The organism is Roseivivax sp., from assembly GCF_054552075.1.
Window position 1 is genome coordinate 22867 of record NZ_JBTOLZ010000025.1, and the last position, 16441, is coordinate 39307.

A 16441-nucleotide genomic window follows, 5' to 3' on the forward strand; every position below is an offset into this window, starting at 1 on the left:
TGCGCCCAGTGGCAAGGGGCGGGACGCGGTTCGGCAGGGCCCAGCCCTCCATGGAATGTGCGTCCACATTCCATGCGGAGCCCGCGTCGGGCTCCGCCACGCACAGACCTACACCCGTTCGACCAGCACCGAGCCCACGGAATAACCCGCCCCGAAGGAGCAGATCACGCCCTTCTCCCCGGGCCCCAGGTCCTCGGAGTTCTGCGCGAAGGCGATGATCGACCCCGCCGAGGAGGTATTGGCGTAGTCCTGCAGGATGTTGGGCTGTTCGCCCGGCTCCGGCACCCGTCCCAGCACCTTCTTGCCGATGAAATCGTTCATCGCCTTGTTGGCCTGGTGCAGCCAGACGCGCTTGAGGTCCTCGGCGGCCCAGCCCTCGTCCGACATATGCGCGGCGATATGGCTCGAGACCAGCGGCAGCACCTCCTTGAAGACCTTCCGGCCGTTCTGCATGAACTGCATGTCCCGGCGGTCCTCCATGGCGTCGCGGGTGCGGCGCAGGAAGCCGTTGTTGTTGCGGATGTTGTTGGAGAACTGCGTGGCGCAGCGGGTGCTGTGCACCAGGAAATGCGCGCCCTGCGCGTCCTCGGCGCGCTCTAGGACCACCGCGGTGGCCACGTCGCCGAAGATGAAATGGCAGTCGCGGTCGCGCCATTCCAGGTGGCCCGAGGTGATCTCGGGCGAGACCACCACCGCGCAGCGCACCGAGCCCGAGCGGATCATGTCGGCGGCGGCCTGGATGCCGAAGGTCGCCGAGGAACAGGCCACGTTCATGTCGAAGCCGAAGCCGCCCGCGCCGAGCTCCTTCTGGATCTCGATCGCGATGGCGGGATAGGCGCGTTCATGGTTCGAGGCGGCGCAGATCACCAGGTCGACCTCATCGCCGCTGCGGCCCGCGGCGGTTAGCGCCTGGCGCGCGGCGTCGAGGCCGATCTCGGCCATGATCGAGACCTCCTCGTCGGCGCGTTCGGCCAGCCGCGGATACATCCGGTCGGGGTCGAGCACGCCCTCCTTCTCCATCACGTAGCGCCGTTCGATGCCCGAGGCCGAGAAGATGAACTCCGCCGAGGACTGCGGCTTGGCCGCGACCTCGCCCGCGGCGATCTCCGCGGCATGGGCGGCGTTGAAGCGCTCGGCATGGGCGTTGAAAGCCTCGACGAGCTCGTCGTTGGTGATGGTCTCTGCGGGGGTGAAGACCCCGGTTCCGGTGATCGCGGGCAAAAACATGTCAGGGCTCCTGGGATTGCCGGAGGGATAGTCACGCGACGGCGCGCGCGCAAGCCTCGCGGCGGGTCAGTGCATCCTGGCGCCGTTCGGCACCCCGTGGTCCGGCGAAAGCAGCGTGATCCGCCCCTCGGCATCGGCGCAGCCCAGGGTCAGCACCTCGGACATGAAAGGGCCGATCTGGCGGGCGGGGAAGTTCACCACCGCCATGACCTGGCGGCCGATCATCTCCTCGGGAGCGTAGAGCCCGGTGATCTGCGCCGAGGTCTTCTTCTCGCCGATCTCCGGGCCGAAATCGATCCAGAGCTTGATCGCGGGCTTGCGGGCCTCGGGGAAGGGCTCGGCCCGGGTCACCGTGCCGGCGCGGATGTCGACCTTGAGGAAGTCGTCGAAGGCGATCTCCCCGCTCATTGGCCCAGCTCCCGCGAGCGCGCGGCGGCGGCCTTGACCGTGGCGCGCAGAAGCGGCGGCAGGCCTTTGTCGGCATCCATCAGCACCTCGAGCCCGGCCTGGGTGGTGCCATTGGGCGAGGTCACATTGGCGCGCAGCACGGAGGGATCGGTGCCGGTCTCCTGGGCCAGCGCGCCGGCACCGGCCACGGTGGCGCGGGCGAGCGTCAGGGCCAGTTCGGGGCGCAACCCCTCGGCCTCGGCGGCGGCGGCCAGGCATTCGATCATGTGGAAGACGTAGGCCGGGCCCGAGCCGGAGACGCCGGTCACCGCGTCCATCTGCGCCTCCTCGTCGAGGGTGACCACTTCGCCCACGGCCTCGAGCAGAAGCCGGGCCTGTTCGAGATGGGTCTCGCTGGCGTGCCGGTTGCCGATGATGGCGGTCACGCCGCGGCCGATGGCGGCGGGGGTGTTGGGCATGGCGCGCACCACCGGGGTGCCTTCGCCGAGGAGCCCCTCGAGCCGCTCGGTGGTGACCCCTGCGGCGACCGAGACGAAGAGCGTGGAATTGCTGCCGTAGGGCTGCAGCGGCAGGAGCGCGTCGTTCATCATCTGCGGCTTGACCGCGAGAAGGATGATCGCCGGTTCCTCGGGCAGTTCGGCGTTGACGCGCACGCCGCTGGCCTTGACCTCCTCGGAGGCGCCGGGGTCGAGGACCGTCACGCTCTCGGCGGGCAGCCCGCGGTCGAGCCAGCCCTGCAGCATGGCAAAGCCCATCTTGCCGCAGCCCAGCAGCACAAGCCCGCGCCGGGCGATCTCGGTGTCGCGCATCCTGTCCCTCGTCGTCGCTGATGTCACGTCCCGAGCGTTACCGAGGCGGGGCGGGCCGCGCAACCTGAAGCGGCGCGGGAGGGGGGATGGTGGCGGGATGTGACGGGGGGGCTGTTGCGGGCGGTGGCCGCTGAGAGGCGCGGGTGGTGGTTGGCTTGGAAGAGAGCTTGGCGCAGGTCGCTCAAGCTGAGGGGCCGCGCAGGTTGATGCGGCCTTGGGCTCTCTGATGGCGCCCAACGTCAGCCGAGGCCGAGGGCCCCGAGCACCGTATTATCACGCTGATTGCCCCCATACCACGCCACCCCGCGCCGCCCAGCGCGTAAACACGCGGCCGCGAGGGAGGAGGCGCGGCCGCGTGCGGCGGTGAGACCGGGGAGGGAGAGAACCCCGGTCAGGCAGTTCCGTAAGCTTCGGCGATGGCGATCTGCATCGCCTCCGCCGGCGTCTGATTGCCCCAGGCCATGAGCTGGAAGGCCGGGTAGAAGCGTTCGGCCGCCATCACCGCCGAGCCGATCATCGTATCGATCTGTTCCGGCATGGCGACCTGGCCGCCGGCCAGCACCAGGCCGTATTTGTAGACCATGAGCTTCTGTTCGTCCCAGAAGGAGAAGGCCCCGGCCCAGCAGAGGTCATTGGCGCGGTTCAGCCCTTCGTAGATCTTCGGCAGGGCCTCTTCGGGGGGCTCCATCTCGAAGGTGCAGATGATCCGCAGGGTCTCGTCGTAGGGCGACCACGCCAGGGTGATCGAATAGGTGCGCCACTGGCCCTCGACCGCCATGGCGATCTGGTCCTCGCCGATGCGGTCGAAGTCCCAGTCGTGGTGCTCGGCGATATGCTCGACGATATCGATGGGATGTAGGTCTTCCGACAGGAACTCTTCGGATAGTGCCATGGGCCACCTCATTGCCTGTGTAGCGAAGGGGGCTGGCAGCGCCCCCTAGCGCTAGGTGCCTGCTCTAGGAAAGGAGCGGTTGCCACCTTGCCATACTAGATATGGTGCCTGCGGCGCGGCGGATCTGTAAAGCGATATTTTCGGGCGACGGGCAATAAGTTGTGGATTGATCGGTAGGGGCGCCCAAAATGGTGTCGGTTTTGCGGGGAGGGGTGGGGGAGGATTGGTGACGGCTTGCGGTTGGGCGCAGACCGGGGGTGGCCGGTGGCCGCCCGGTTTGAGCTTTGGCGCGTTCCTCTATGGCCCAGACCTCCCCTTGCGTCCGAATAGCATCGAAGATGCCGGGCGCGCGCCGGACCGGCCCCTTGGGCCGGCGCTCCTTGGGATGGCGTGCGTAGCTCATCGCTAGCCCTGACCTTGTTGGTATAAAGCGCCTTGCTCGAATGGCAGCAGCGCCGGCCCCCGGTCCGGCGCGCGCCCTCTGTCGAGAGCGGGTGACGAACAGGGAAAAGGTTGCTTGAAGAGTCGGAGTTCCGGCCCTCGGGGACCGCCTGTTTCTTCGTGGTCGCCCCGATCTTCCAAGCAAACCCTAACTCGGCCGCGTTTCTTCGCTGACCTTTGGCCGTGATCCCCCTCTTGCGCCCGAATAGCACCGAAGGTGCCGGGCGCGCGCCGGACCGGCCCCTTGGGCCGGCGCTCTTGTGGGCGGCGTGCATAGCTCCCAGCGAGCAATGACCTTGCTGGGATAAAGCGCGCAGCCCGGAGGTCGGCAGCGCCGGCCCCCGGTCCGGCGCGCGCCCTCTGTTGTGCGGGTTGTGAGGGGCGCTGGGGTGAGGGCAAGTCTTTGGTTTAGTGCGTTGGTGTGGGTTTCTAGGAGCCGCGCATGCGCGGCGATCCGACCGGCGGCTCTTCAAGCCATCAACCGTTAGGCGGTCATGGCAGGCACAGACCGCCAGCACTTGCGGCGCGGGCTCCCGCCGCAACGACTCGCCAGACCGTCACGACCGACCGCGCACCCAAGACCTCTACCGCGCCGCCCACCACTCCCTACCGCCACACACTCACCACCAACCCCCGCTCCCACCTCCACCCGCCACGTCCCCCCCAAACCCCCGCAATCCCGCACAGCCCAAGCCACATCCCGCCACGCTCTTTGCCTTTCCAAGCGGGGCCATCTGCATTATCTGCCCGGGCGTGACATGAGGAGCCGAGATGACCGATTACGAAAGCCCGGGCGACGTCGAGACGAACTGGAAGGACGCGATCTCGAGCGTCGAGGAAATCCTCGAGGATGCGCGCAACGGCAGGATGTTCATCCTGGTCGACCACGAGGACCGCGAGAACGAGGGGGACCTGGTGATCCCGGCGCAATGGGCGACGCCGGATGTGATCAACTTCATGGCCACCCACGGGCGCGGGCTGATCTGCCTGTCGATGACCACGGACCGGATCGACGAGCTGGGCCTCGAGCTCATGTCCTCGAACAATTCCTCGCGCCATGAGACCGCCTTCACGATCTCGATCGAGGCGCGCGAGGGCGTCACCACGGGGATCTCGGCGGCCGACCGGGCGCGCACCGTGCAGGTGGCCATCGACGCCTCCAAGGGCGCCCAGGACATCGCCACCCCGGGCCATGTCTTCCCGCTGCGCGCCAAGACCGGCGGCGTCTTGGTGCGCGCCGGCCATACCGAGGCCGCGGTCGACATCTCGCGGCTCGCCGGGCTGAACCCCGCCGGGGTGATCTGCGAGATCATGAACGAGGACGGCAGCATGGCGCGGCTGCCGGAACTGGTGTCCTTCGCGCAGCGGCACGGGCTGAAGATCGGCACCATCTCGGACCTGATCTCCTACCGCCGCCGCAACGACAACCTGGTGCGGGTCGAGAAGGAAGAGACCATCGCCAGTGAGTTCGGCGGCGACTGGCAGATGCGGGTCTATGCCGACAGCACCCATGGCGACGAGCACATCGTGCTGATCAAGGGCGACATCACCACGCCCGAGCCGGTGCTGGTGCGGATGCATGCGCTCGACCCGATGCTCGACATCGTGGGCGCGGGCCCGGCGCGGCGCGCCGACGAGTTCCGCGACGCCATGCGCATCGTCTCCGAGGAGGGCCGCGGCGCGGTGGTGCTCCTGCGCGATACCTCGATGAAGATCGGTAACGTGCACGAGGCCAGCCCCTCGACGCTGCGGCAATACGGGCTCGGCGCGCAGATCTTGTCTTCGCTGGGGCTGTCGAAGCTGACGCTCCTGACCAATTCGCCGACCCCAAAGGTCGTCGGGCTCGAGGCCTACGGGCTTGAGATCACCGGCACCCGCAAGATCTCGGAGCTGGGCTGATGGCATCGAACGAGACGCATTACACCCTGCCGCGCGGCCAGGTCGACAAGCCCACCAAGGTGCTGATCGTGGTCGCGCCTTACTACCGCGACGTCGCCGACGAGCTGATCGCCGGCGCCCGCGCCGAGATCGAGGCCTGGGGCGCCACCCACGAGACCATCGAGGTCCCGGGCGCGCTCGAGGTGCCGAGCGCCATCGGCATGGCCGGGCGCATGGCTGATTACGACGCCTATGTGGCGCTCGGCTGCGTGATCCGCGGCGAGACCACCCATTACGAGACGGTCTGCAACGACAGCTCGCGGGCGCTGACGCTCCTGGGCCTGCAGGGGCTCTCGATCGGCAACGGCATCCTGACCGTCGAGACCAAGCCGCAGGCCGACGCACGGGCCGAGGCCAAGGGCCAGAACAAGGGCGGCGGCGCGGCCGCGGCGGCCTTGCATCTCCTGGCGCTCGCCCGTAAGTGGGGCGCTCCGCGCGGGGGCGTCGGCTTCGTGCCCGCGCGCGGCGAAGACCAGATCGCCGGCGACACCAAGGGCTTTTCCTGAGATGACCTCCTCCAGCTCCGACCAGAAACGCGCCGCGCGCGAAGAGAAGCGCCGGGCCAAGTCCGCCTCGCGGCTCTACGCGGTGCAGGCGCTGTTCCAGATGGAACATTCGGAGCTTAGCGCCGACCGGGTGCGCCAGGAGTTCCTGAACCACCGCTTCGGGCTCGAGCTCGAGGAAGGCATGGAGATGGTCGACGGCGACATCGACCTTTTCCGCGAGATCGTCGACGAGGCGGTGAACTGGCAGGCCAAGATCGACCAGATGACCGACCGGGCGCTGGTGGCGAAATGGCCCATCGCGCGGATTGACCCGACGCTGCGCGCGCTGTTCCGCGCCGCGGGGGCGGAGTTCCTCGCGACCGATGCGCCGCCCAAGGTGGTGATCGTGGAATACGTGGAGATCGCAAAGGCCTTCTACCCCGAGGGGCGCGAGGCGAAGTTCGTCAACGCGGTGCTCGATCACATGGCGCGGGAGGCCAAGCCGGAGGCCTTCTGAGGCGGGAGGTGTCTTGGGGGCCTTTTGCAGGGCTTTGCTAGGAGAATTGAGGGAAGCGTCGCCGGGGAGGGCGGCGCTTTTTTGTTTGGTCCGGGCCGCCTTTGGCGTCCCGGACCGGGGCAGGGGGCTCTGCCCCCTCTGCGGGCGTGCCGCCCGCATTCACCCCCGAGGTATTTGGACAAGCTGAAGGGCGAAGGGGGTGCGCTTTTTTGTGGGTGGGGGCGTCGGGCCGGCGGTGGGGCGTGCCTTGGCGCGGGGGATCGGGGCGGGCCTGTGAGGGGCGCGCGCCGTTTCATTTGGGGGAGAAGGCGGCGGGACCACCGCAACCGTGTGGTTATCTCATTCCCGAGGACCTGTATGTACAGGTGGGCGCCAGGTAATCAGACCAGGGCCTGAACAGAGCCAGCTCCCTCGAAAATGCTTAAGGCCACCGGAATGCAACCGTTCACGGGAAGGGCAGTGCCCGCCTGATCGCGAGTTAGGCGCGCGGGCGCGCCGAGGCAAGGGGGCGTTTGGGAAATATCGCCTCGGGTCGGCCCGGCGGGGCGCGTCAGGGCGTCGCGGAGATGAAGCCGTAGTCCTGCAACTCCTCGGGCAGGAGCACGTAGATCTCGTCCGGCGGGGTCGCCAGCGCATGCGCCATGACCCGCGGGTCGATGCCCATCTCGACGAGATAGGTCATGACCTCGGCCTGGCCGCGCTGGATGTCCTCGACCGCGACGAAGGCGGGCAGGATGGTCGAGCGGCCGAAGTAATGCTGGTGGACGCCGAGCGAGGCGCCCTCGGCGAGGCTGCGGCTCTCACCCCCGGCGAAGAGATAGGGGCAGGCGGAATAGCAGAAATCCCCTTCGCGCATCTCGGTGGCGATGCCGCGGGCGCGCAACGCGCGGCCGAGCTCCAGCGCGTCCTGGACCGAGCCGCCGGGGGAGTTCAGCACCAGTTGCTCGGGCGCGGGCTGGACCTCGTCGAGCCGCGCGGTGATGCGCGGGGCGTCGCCCTCGGCGATGCTGCCCTCGAGCAGGTAGCGCGCGCCCTCGAGGCTCGTGAGGAGCAGGCGGTCGGGCAGGGGGCCTGAGTCTTGCTCCGGGGTGAGCTCCGAGGGCACGCGCGAGGGATCGAAGGTGCGGCGCTGGTCGCCGGGGCGCACCGGGTTGGTGAGTTCGGGCGCGCCGGGGCCGAGGCGCGGCAGGGTCAGGCCGCCGCCCGCCAGATCGCCCAGGGCCAGGAAGGCGCCGATGCCGATCTGGAAGGCGAGGACCGCCTTGAGGACGCTTGGGACGCGGGCGCCCGGCATCAGCGGGGGCCTGTGCCTTGGGTGGGGCCGCCGTTGGGGGCGGTGGCTGTGCCGGGCTCCGAAGTGGTTTGGGCCGGCGTGGTGTCTGTGCCGGGAGCCGAGGCGTTGGTGGCGCCGGTGCTCTCGGCGGAGGTCGCGGCGTCATCGGACGGCCGGTGCTGGGCACCGTTCGAGGGCTCCGCACCCGCTGCCTGCGCCTCCCGCCCCGCGGGCCCGGCCCGCTCACCCCGCGCGCCCGCCAGCCCGGCGCTCTCGCCCTCGACGTCGCGGAAGGCGGTGATCGCGGCGCGCAGCTCGGCCAGGGTCATCGTGTCGGCCAGGTCCGCGCCCTCGCGGCCGTCGCGGATCGCCGCCTGGGTCACCGCCAGGATCAGCACCAGAACCGCCGGCAGCAGGTCGATGGCGATCGCCCCGGCCCAGGAGGGCACGAAGTTCCGCGCGTAGAGGATCACCGCGTCGGCCGCGGAGACCGGCGTGTAGGAGACCTCGGGCGCGGGCGTCAGCGTCATGACGTTCTGCGCGGCGCGCTCCAGCGTGGCGGCGCGCTGGCCCAGGACCTCGAGCACCGAGCTGATCGTGGCGGCCTGGCTGCCGCGGGTCTCCTCGGTGCTGCCGTCGAGCTCGGGCAGGACCACCGAGGCCGAGAGATCCTGCGCGGCGCGTTCGACCAGCGGCGCGACCGAGAGCTGGCGCAGCTGGGTGATGATGCCCTGCAGGTTCACCGCCGCCTCGGAGAACTCGACCGAGCGGGCCTCGACCGGGCCGGGCTCGACCGTCAGGGCGCGCATCCGGCTGAGGATGGCGTTGCCCTCGGTGAAGGCCTGTTCGACCAGCGGGGTCTGGGCGGCGATCTGGGATTCCAGCGCCGAGAGCTCGGCGGCCTTCTGGCGCAGCACCCGGAAGACCGCGCCGCGGCCTGCGAGGCCGGAGAGGCTGCCGGCCTCTTCCTGTTCCGAGAGATCCTCGAAGCTTTGCCGGACCCGCGCCACGTCGCGTTCGAGCCCCTGCGCTGAGAGCGTGATCTCATGCGCGCGCTCGAGGCTCGACTGGTAGTCCTGCACGGTCTCGGCCAAGTGCTGTTCAACCGCCGCCGAGCCCGCCAGCGCCGCGGCGTTCAACCAGGAGGACATGGCCACGATGGCCAGCGAGCCGAGCCCCATGGCCGCGGTCAGCCCGATCCGCGCGCGGGCGCTGCGCACCGCCGGGAACAGCCGCATGAGATAGGACCAGAAGACGAAGATGCCGACCGAGACCGCGGTGGAATAGGCAATGGCGGCGAAGACCGACATGGCGCCGTCCTCGTCGAGCAGCGAGGAGACGCCGAGATAGGTGTAGATGCCCGAGGCCACGGCCAGGACGCCGAGGGCGGTGCCGGAGAAGGTCTCGAGCCAGGTGATATGGCCTTCGAGTTCGCGGGCGTGGCGCAATCCGCGCGCCTCGGCGCGGCTGGGGGGCAGGCTGTCGGCCATCTGGCTCTCCGGTGTCGCGATGTGCTTGCAGATATGGGGTCTGGGGCGGCAGGCAAGGGGTCTGCCGCGAAGAGACCTTGGCATGTTCATGAATTGTTCGTAGGTTCGGTGCTATGAGTGATGCGCAGATCGAGATGATGCCCGGCCAGCTTCTGGCGCGCGGCGTGGCCCGCCACCTGGTGCACGGCCATGGCTTCGCCTGCGTCGAGGAATTCGTGCCCGAGCGCGGCCGCCGGGTCGACGTCATGGCGCTGGGGCCCAAAGGCGAGATCTGGGTGGTGGAGTGCAAGTCCTCGCGCGCCGATTTCATGTCGGACGGCAAGTGGCAGGGCTATCTCGACTGGTGCGACCGCTACTTCTGGGCGGTGGACCAGGCCTTTCCGACCGATCTCCTGCCCGAGGAGACCGGGCTGATCATCGCCGACGGCTATGACGCGGAGATCCTGCGCATGGCCCCGGAACACAAGCTCGCGGGCGCGCGGCGCAACGTGCTGATCCGCAAGATCGCCTTCCACGCGGCGCGGCGGCTGCAGGGGCTACGCGATCCCGAGGGCGGCGCGGGGCTTTTGGGCTGAACCACTGACGCGGCGGTTGCACGGTCTCGGAACTGCAGGTCTGAGCCACTAACCTGGCGGGAGCGCAATCCCGGTCGCGCGGCTGCTGGACTAAACCGGCGGCGTGGAGGCCGGGCGTCTTTCCGGGGCATTCGGGCGCTCAGCGGCGGGGCTTCACCTTGCCGGCGGTCGCGGCGGCGGCGCGGATTTCCTCGGCGATCTCCTCGGCCTCCTCGGGGGAGAAATCCATCGGGATCTCCAGCCGGTCGGCGGTGATGAAGAGCCGCACCATGCCGTGATCGGTGGGGCCGATCTGCAGGTTGGCCTCGATGTTGCTGTCGTCGTTGATGCCCATGGGACGGTCCTTTCGGGGGACATTCGGCCGCGCGTGCATCGGGGCCGCGCAAGATTGGCAGCGGGATAGGCAACCCGGTCTTGAAAAGCAAGCGCGGAGGGGGATGATCACCCCCATGCCCCCGGTGATCCGCCCCTATGCGCCGGACCGCGACGCGGACTGGCTGGCCGACCTGCACGCGCGCCTCTACGCCCGCGAGGCGGGCTTCGACGCGCGCTTCGGCGCGCTGGTGGAAGAGATCCTGGCGGAGTTCGCCGCGACGCATGACCCGCGCCGCGAGCGGGGGTTTGTGGCGGAGGAGGCGGGCGGCAGGTCTGGGGAGGTGCCGGGCGGTATCTCGAGCGAAGCTCAGCGCCAAATATCGGGCGCGGTTCCGGGTGAGGGCTTAGGAAAGGTTGCAGGCGAGGCGCGGGGTCAGATCCAAAACGAGGTTCCGGGTAATGTCCCGGGCGAGCCGCGGGGGCAGATCCAAGGCGAGGTTCCGGGTGGGGCGCCCAGCGGCGCCCCCAGCGACGCCCCCGGCGCGCCCCGGCGGCTGGGCTCGATCTTCTGCGTCGCCGAGGGGCCCGAGGTGGCGCGGCTGCGGCTCTTTCTCTTGCATCCCGAGGCGCGGGGGCAGGGGCTCGGGCGGCGGCTGCTCGGGGCCTGCACCGAGTTCGCGCGGACCGCGGGCTACAGGCGCATGGTGCTCTCGACCCATGAAAGCCACCGCGCGGCCTGCGGGCTCTACGCCGCCATCGGCTGGCGCTGCCTGAGCGCGCATCCGGTCACGCGCTTCGGCCAGGCGCTGGTCGAACAGCAGTGGGACCGGGCGCTTTGAGCGGGAAATCGGGCTTGCAACGCTCTGGGCGGGGCGTTATCTCCCGCGCCAGTGCCGCCTTAGCTCAGTAGGTTAGAGCGCTTGATTGTGGATCAAGAGGTCCCCCGTTCGAGCCGGGGAGGCGGTACCATTTCTCCCAAGCCCCTGAGATTGCGCCGCTGCGGTCGGTGAGCTGTGTGCCTGCGGGTTTTGCCGGCGCTGGAATGGGCGTGGCGAATCGGCTTTGTCGCTCGGGCCCGATCAGCTTTCGCAGCCCCGCCAGAGCAGGGCGGATTGTTCGTCGTAGCGCAAGACGCCCTGGGTTTGGGGCCGAGCCCATCCCCCAACTCTGGCCATCGCCCCACGCCCCGTCTAAGCCTGTGGCGCAACAGCCAGACAGGGGGACGAGACGATGAAATTCGCGCGACTGGGAGAGAAGGGGCAGGAGCGGCTCGCCGTCCTCGACGGGGAAGGCCACTACCGCGACGTCTCGGAGAGCTTCGGCGATCTGACCGCCGCGCGGCTCAGCGATGCCGCGGCACTGACCCGGATCGATCCCGAGGATTTCCCGCGCGTCACCGGCCAGCCGCGCGTCGGCGCCTGCATCCCCTCGGTCGGCAAGATGATCTGCATCGGGCTCAATTACTCCGACCACGCCGCCGAGGCCGGCATGGATGTGCCCGCCGAACCAATCCTCTTCATGAAGGCGACCTCGGCGATCTGCGGGCCGAACGACGACCTGATCCTGCCGCGCGGCTCGGAAAAGACCGACTGGGAGGTCGAGCTGGGCGTGGTGATCGGAAGGCGCGCCCGCTACGTCGAGGAGGACCAGGCCATGGGGCATGTCGCGGGCTACTGCGCGGTCAACGACGTCTCCGAACGCGCCTTCCAGATCGAGCGCGGCGGCCAATGGGTCAAGGGCAAGAGCGCCGACACCTTCGGCCCCATCGGCCCCTGGTTTGTGACCGCCGACGAGGTCGCCGACCCGCAGGCGCTGGAGATGTGGCTCGAGGTCGACGGCACCCGGATGCAGGCGGGTTCGACCCGCACCATGGTTTTTCCGGTCGCGCATCTGGTGTCCTACGTCTCGCAGTTCATGACGCTGGAGCCGGGCGACATCATCTCCACCGGCACGCCGCCGGGCGTCGGCATGGGCAAGCGCCCGCAGGCCTTCCTCAAGCCCGGCCAGACCGTGCGGCTGGGGATCGAGGGGCTGGGCGAACAGGCGCAGAAGGTCGTGGCTTCGGACTGAGGCTCACTGCGCGCTGAGGCTCGCTGGCCCTGAGGTTTAGCGGGCCGCGAGGTTCGGCGTGCTCCGAGGCTCAGCGGGTCCAGAGGCTCGATACGCCCAGTGGCTCGGCGCGCGCCTGATGCTCGTCGCGCCTTGAGGCTCGCTGGGCCCTGAGGCTCGGGGAACCCCGAGGTTCAGCGCCCCCCCGCGGCTCAGCGCCCCGCCTCGGGCCCCTCGAGCGGGATCGTCTGTGCCAGGCTGCCGTCCCGCGCGAAGACCAGGAGCCGGCCGTCTTCCGTCACCACCAGCACCCGCTCTCGGGAGGTGGTGACGGCCTCGGCCACCGCGCCCTCGGGCAGGGCGAGGTCCTCGGGCAGGGCCAGCGGCAGCGGTTCGCGCAAGCGGATGACAAGCAGCACGATGATGACTAGAACCCCCGCGATCATCGTCGCGGTCAGGACCGTGACCAGCCGCTTGATGAAGCGGATCTGAAGCAGGTCAGGCTCCGGGGTCTCGGAAGGGTCGTCCATGACACATACCACGCATCGGTTCACGATCGGGCCGAACCCGCCCGCCCGGCTTGATAAGGCCTTGGCGCGCGATGTGCCAGAGGCGCTGGCGCTCTCGCGGACGCGGCTGGCGCAGCTCCTCGGCGCGGGCGCGGTGCGCGTCGACGGGGCGCTCGCCCAGGACGCCAAGGCGCGCGTCGCCGAAGGCGCCGAGGTCGAGATCACCCTGGCCGAGGCCGCCGAGGTCGACACCCGGCCCGAGGCGATCCCGCTCGAGATCCTGCACGAGGACGCCGACCTCGTGGTGGTGATGAAACCCGCAGGCATGGTGGTGCATCCCGCGCCGGGCTCGCCCTCGGGCACGCTGGTCAACGCGCTCCTGCACCATTTCGGCGGCGATCTCTCGGGCATCGGCGGCGAGAAGCGGCCGGGCATCGTGCACCGGATCGACAAGGACACCTCGGGGCTTCTCGTGGTGGCGAAATCCGACCGGGCGCATCACGCGCTGTCCGAACAATTCGCCGCCCATAGCGTCGAGCGGCGTTACCTCGCGCTGGTCCACGGGGTGCCGCACACCGGCGATCCCCGGCTGAAAGGCGTGCGCGGCGTCTCCTTCGAGCCGGGCGCGGTGATGAAGATCACCACCGGGCTCGCGCGGCACCGCAGCGACCGGCAGAAACAGGCGGTCTATTTCGACGGGCAGGGGCGGCACGCGGTGACCCGGGCGCGGATGCTGGAGAGCTTCGGCAACCCCGCCGCGCTGGCGCTGATGGAGTGCCGGCTCGAGACCGGGCGCACCCATCAGATCCGGGTGCATATGGCCCATGCGGGCTTCGGCCTCGTCGGCGATCCGGTCTACGGCGGGCGGCGCAGGCTCAGCCCCAAGGCGGTGACGCCCGAGGCGCTGGCCGCGATCGAGGGCTTCTCGCGCCAGGCGCTGCACGCGGCGAGCCTGGGCTTTGCCCATCCCGCCGACGGGGCCTGGATGAGCTTCGAGGCGCCGCTGCCCGAGGATATGGCCGCGCTGCTGGGCGTGCTCGGCGGGGGCCGCTGAGGCCCCGGCGCAGCCCCGAAAACCCGCCCGTCACGCCAGAAATTCCGCAGCGCAGAACGCTCTGGGCTTGAAACAACAGGAACCTGTGCGTGAACGCGCGGAAATCTGGGGATCATCGCGTCAAAAGATGCGTTACACCCATGCGAACTTAACGACGATGCGACACGCTTCGCCTTCTTGAAACCCCTTCGGCTGGCGCCCATATGGGATGTTAAGCTGATAAACATCAGGTCTGATGGAGGGATGGGATGAGCAATTACGCCAATCTCCCGGCCCCGTCCCCGGAAGCGGGACTGAGCCGTTACTTGCAGGAGATCCGGAAGTTTCCGCTTCTGGAGCCGGAAGAGGAATACATGCTGGCCAAGCGCTGGGTCGAGGATCAGGACGCCGAGTCCGCCCACCAGCTGGTGACCAGCCACCTGCGGCTCGCCGCCAAGATCGCCATGGGCTACCGCGGCTACGGGCTGCCGCAGGCCGAGGTGATCTCGGAGGCCAACGTCGGCCTGATGCAGGCGGTCAAGCGCTTCGACCCCGAGAAGGGCTTCCGCCTCGCGACCTATGCCATGTGGTGGATCCGCGCCGCGATCCAGGAATACATCCTGCGGTCCTGGAGCCTGGTGAAGCTGGGCACGACCTCGGCGCAGAAGAAGCTGTTCTTCAACCTGCGCAAGGCGAAAAGCCGGATCGGCGCGCTCGAGGACGGCGACCTGCGGCCCGAACACGTGCAGCGCATCGCCACCGACCTCGGCGTGACCGAGGACGAGGTGATCTCGATGAACCGGCGGATGTCGGGCGGCGATGCCTCGCTCAACGCCCAGGTCGGCCAGGAAGACGACAGCTCCATGCAGTGGCAGGACTGGCTCGAGGACGAGGACGCCAACCAGGCCGAGGACTACGAGGCCAAGGACGAGCTCGACGCCCGCCGCGCCATGCTGGCCGATGCCATGGACGTGCTGAACGACCGCGAGAAGGACATCCTGACCAAGCGGCGGCTGGCCGAGAACCCGATGACCCTCGAGGATCTCTCGGGCGAATACGACGTCAGCCGCGAGCGCATCCGCCAGATCGAGGTGCGTGCCTTCGAGAAGCTGCAGAAGCGCATGCGCGAGCTGGCGAAGGACCAGGGGATGATGGCGGCCAGTTGACCGCGGACCCTCGGGTCACCGACAGGAAAATACCGCGCGGGCCGTGACCGTTCCGCGCGGTTTTTCATTGGGGGCCGCAGGCTTTGGGTGCGAAGCCGGGGCCCCGGGGGCGGGCTGTGCCTCAGCCCGCCAGAAGCGCGTCGAACTGCGCCGCGCAGGCGAAATCGGCTTCCGTCAGCCCGCCCGCCTCATGGCTGGTGTAGCTCAGGGTGAAATACCCCCAGCCCAGCGCCATGTCCGGGTGATGGCCCGCCGCATCGGCGAGCCAGATCGCCAGGTTGGCCAAATAGGTCGCCTTGGCGAAGCCCTTCACGGTGAGCCTGCGGGTGATCGTCTTGCCGTCCTCGCTGAGCTGCCACTCGGGCAGATCGGCCAGCCGGGCCTCGGCCTCGGGGCGCGCAAAGACGGGGGCGTTGGCGTCGCATTTCGGAATGTCGCCGATGTTGCAGGTGATCATTTCAGGCCGCCTTTGGTGGGAATTTCGGAGCGTGCAGCCCGGCTTCCCGGGCCGTGGCCACATCGGCCAGCAGGTCGCGCTCGGCCGCGGCGAAAAGCGCGTCGAGGTCGTCCAGCACGAAGTAGACCGGCTGCGGGATGTCGATCCGGTAGGGCGTGCGCAGGATGTCGATCACGTCGAAGGGGCGGTATTCGGGCTGGCCCGAGACGCTCCATTCCAGCTCTTCGGGCGAGGAGGCGAGGCCCGAGCCCAGGGCCTTCATCTGGCCGCCTTCGCGCATCAGGCCGAACTCGATGGTGAACCAGTAAAGCCGGATCAGCCAGGCGAAGTCGTCCTTGCCGGCCTGGGCGCCCGCCTTGCCGATGGCCTGGCTGAAGGCGGCGAAGCGCGGGTCGGTCAGAAGCGGCGTATGACCGAACATCTCGTGGAAGATGTCGGGCTCTTCGATGTAGTCGAAATCCTCGCGGCTGCGGATGAAGGAAGCGGCCGGAAAGGCCGCCTCGGCGAGCATCGAGAAGAAGCGCCCGAAGGGAATGAGCGCGGGCACCGGCTCGACCCGCCAGCCGGTCAGAGCGGTCAGCCGCTCGGAGACCTCGGGGCATTGCGGCACGCGGTCCGCGGGCAGGGCGATGCGGGCGAAGCCGTCGAGATAGGGCCGCGCCATGAGCGCCTCGATCTGCGGCTTCTGCCGGGCGTAGAGATCCGCCCAGACGGCGTCCTCTTCGGGGGTATAGGCGATGAAGCCCCGGTCGTCGGGATGCTTGGCCTGGTATTTCGTCGATTTGGGCATGAAGTCCTCCTCACTCCTCCTTGAGGCCGAGGATGGCCCGCCAATCGGGAAAATTATTGCCTCATTT

General features: G+C 69.0%; 18 protein-coding genes, 1 tRNA gene and 1 other RNA gene. 9 read left to right on the forward strand and 11 right to left on the reverse strand.

Going from position 1 to position 16441, the window contains the following annotated elements; translation table 11 throughout:
* Nucleotides 1–108: 108 nt before the first annotated feature.
* The 4 genes from ACX938_RS16260 to ACX938_RS16275 form a co-directional block, all read right to left on the reverse strand.
* Nucleotides 109–1227, reverse strand: a complete 1119-nt coding sequence (locus ACX938_RS16260) for a beta-ketoacyl-ACP synthase III (protein WP_459431835.1) — start codon at nucleotides 1225–1227, stop codon at nucleotides 109–111.
* 66 nt (nucleotides 1228–1293) lie between these two features.
* Nucleotides 1294–1635, reverse strand: a complete 342-nt coding sequence (locus ACX938_RS16265) for a tRNA-binding protein (protein ID WP_232753430.1) — start codon at nucleotides 1633–1635, stop codon at nucleotides 1294–1296.
* Nucleotides 1632–2444, reverse strand: a complete 813-nt coding sequence (gene proC, locus ACX938_RS16270; protein WP_459431836.1) for a pyrroline-5-carboxylate reductase — start codon at nucleotides 2442–2444, stop codon at nucleotides 1632–1634. Before proC ends, ACX938_RS16265 begins: the two co-directional genes overlap by 4 nt.
* Nucleotides 2445–2835: 391 nt before the next feature.
* Nucleotides 2836–3336 carry a type III secretion system chaperone family protein gene (locus tag ACX938_RS16275; RefSeq protein WP_232753432.1) on the reverse strand — a complete coding sequence of 167 codons (501 nt, stop codon included), beginning with the start codon at nucleotides 3334–3336 and terminating at the stop codon, nucleotides 2836–2838.
* A gap of 1212 nt (nucleotides 3337–4548) precedes the next feature.
* On the opposite strand from ACX938_RS16275, the gene ribB reads away from it, so the two are divergent.
* From ribB to nusB, 3 genes are read left to right on the forward strand one after another with little or no spacing between them, the layout of a single operon-like run.
* Entirely contained in the window at nucleotides 4549–5676 is a 1128-nt protein-coding gene (gene ribB, locus ACX938_RS16280; protein WP_232753433.1) for a 3,4-dihydroxy-2-butanone-4-phosphate synthase, read from the forward strand.
* Nucleotides 5676–6221 (forward strand): 6,7-dimethyl-8-ribityllumazine synthase, encoded by a 546-nt coding sequence (locus tag ACX938_RS16285; protein WP_459431837.1) that lies wholly within the window; start codon nucleotides 5676–5678, stop codon nucleotides 6219–6221. Before ribB ends, ACX938_RS16285 begins: the two co-directional genes overlap by 1 nt.
* A 1-nt stretch (nucleotide 6222) precedes the next feature.
* Nucleotides 6223–6717 (forward strand): transcription antitermination factor NusB, encoded by a 495-nt coding sequence (gene nusB / locus ACX938_RS16290; RefSeq protein ID WP_459431838.1) that lies wholly within the window; start codon nucleotides 6223–6225, stop codon nucleotides 6715–6717.
* A gap of 310 nt (nucleotides 6718–7027) precedes the next feature.
* Here nusB and ssrS read toward each other — a convergent pair.
* The 3 genes from ssrS to ACX938_RS16305 form a co-directional block, all read right to left on the reverse strand.
* Nucleotides 7028–7183: non-coding RNA, 6S RNA (gene ssrS / locus ACX938_RS16295), on the reverse strand.
* An 84-nt stretch (nucleotides 7184–7267) separates the two neighbouring features.
* On the reverse strand, nucleotides 7268–8011 hold the full coding sequence (locus ACX938_RS16300; RefSeq protein ID WP_459431839.1) for a COG3904 family protein: 744 nt from the start codon (nucleotides 8009–8011) through the stop codon (nucleotides 7268–7270).
* Nucleotides 8011–9480: a hypothetical protein gene (locus tag ACX938_RS16305; RefSeq protein WP_459431840.1), complete on the reverse strand. Its 1470-nt coding sequence runs from the start codon at nucleotides 9478–9480 to the stop codon at nucleotides 8011–8013. The genes ACX938_RS16300 and ACX938_RS16305 overlap by 1 nt, the downstream gene beginning before the upstream one ends.
* A gap of 113 nt (nucleotides 9481–9593) precedes the next feature.
* On the opposite strand from ACX938_RS16305, the gene ACX938_RS16310 reads away from it, so the two are divergent.
* Nucleotides 9594–10055, forward strand: coding sequence for an MmcB family DNA repair protein (locus tag ACX938_RS16310; protein ID WP_459431841.1), 462 nt, complete (start codon nucleotides 9594–9596; stop codon nucleotides 10053–10055).
* A 139-nt stretch (nucleotides 10056–10194) separates the two neighbouring features.
* Here the strand turns inward: ACX938_RS16310 and ACX938_RS16315 are convergent, their stop codons facing one another.
* Entirely contained in the window at nucleotides 10195–10389 is a 195-nt protein-coding gene (locus ACX938_RS16315; protein ID WP_232753439.1) for a DUF6324 family protein, read from the reverse strand.
* Between the two features lie 115 nt (nucleotides 10390–10504).
* On the opposite strand from ACX938_RS16315, the gene ACX938_RS16320 reads away from it, so the two are divergent.
* The 3 genes from ACX938_RS16320 to ACX938_RS16330 all read left to right on the forward strand — a co-directional run bounded on the left by ACX938_RS16320 (nucleotide 10505) and on the right by ACX938_RS16330 (nucleotide 12440).
* Nucleotides 10505–11209: a GNAT family N-acetyltransferase gene (locus ACX938_RS16320; protein WP_459431842.1), complete on the forward strand. Its 705-nt coding sequence runs from the start codon at nucleotides 10505–10507 to the stop codon at nucleotides 11207–11209.
* Nucleotides 11210–11262: 53 nt separating this feature from the next.
* Nucleotides 11263–11339, forward strand: a tRNA-His gene (locus ACX938_RS16325).
* Nucleotides 11340–11600: 261 nt separating this feature from the next.
* Nucleotides 11601–12440, forward strand: coding sequence for a fumarylacetoacetate hydrolase family protein (locus tag ACX938_RS16330; RefSeq protein ID WP_459431843.1), 840 nt, complete (start codon nucleotides 11601–11603; stop codon nucleotides 12438–12440).
* 191 nt (nucleotides 12441–12631) lie between these two features.
* Here ACX938_RS16330 and ACX938_RS16335 read toward each other — a convergent pair whose 3' ends face one another.
* A complete protein-coding gene (locus tag ACX938_RS16335) occupies nucleotides 12632–12949 on the reverse strand; it encodes a DUF6476 family protein (RefSeq protein WP_459431844.1) in 318 nt (105 codons plus the stop codon).
* On the opposite strand from ACX938_RS16335, the gene ACX938_RS16340 reads away from it, so the two are divergent.
* Complete coding sequence (locus tag ACX938_RS16340) at nucleotides 12948–13982, forward strand: RluA family pseudouridine synthase (protein WP_459431845.1); 1035 nt, start codon at nucleotides 12948–12950, stop codon at nucleotides 13980–13982. The genes ACX938_RS16335 and ACX938_RS16340 overlap by 2 nt on opposite strands.
* Before the next feature lie 248 nt (nucleotides 13983–14230).
* Nucleotides 14231–15127 (forward strand): RNA polymerase sigma factor RpoH, encoded by an 897-nt coding sequence (rpoH, locus tag ACX938_RS16345; RefSeq protein WP_232753443.1) that lies wholly within the window; start codon nucleotides 14231–14233, stop codon nucleotides 15125–15127.
* A gap of 121 nt (nucleotides 15128–15248) precedes the next feature.
* Here rpoH and ACX938_RS16350 read toward each other — a convergent pair whose 3' ends face one another.
* Both ACX938_RS16350 and phhA read right to left on the reverse strand, forming a co-directional pair.
* Nucleotides 15249–15584 carry a 4a-hydroxytetrahydrobiopterin dehydratase gene (locus tag ACX938_RS16350; protein ID WP_459431846.1) on the reverse strand — a complete coding sequence of 112 codons (336 nt, stop codon included), beginning with the start codon at nucleotides 15582–15584 and terminating at the stop codon, nucleotides 15249–15251.
* A 1-nt stretch (nucleotide 15585) separates the two neighbouring features.
* The gene (gene phhA / locus ACX938_RS16355; protein ID WP_459431847.1) at nucleotides 15586–16374 is read right to left on the reverse strand and encodes a phenylalanine 4-monooxygenase; all 789 of its coding nucleotides are present in this window, start codon (nucleotides 16372–16374) and stop codon (nucleotides 15586–15588) included.
* Between the last annotated feature and the right edge of the window lie 67 nt (nucleotides 16375–16441).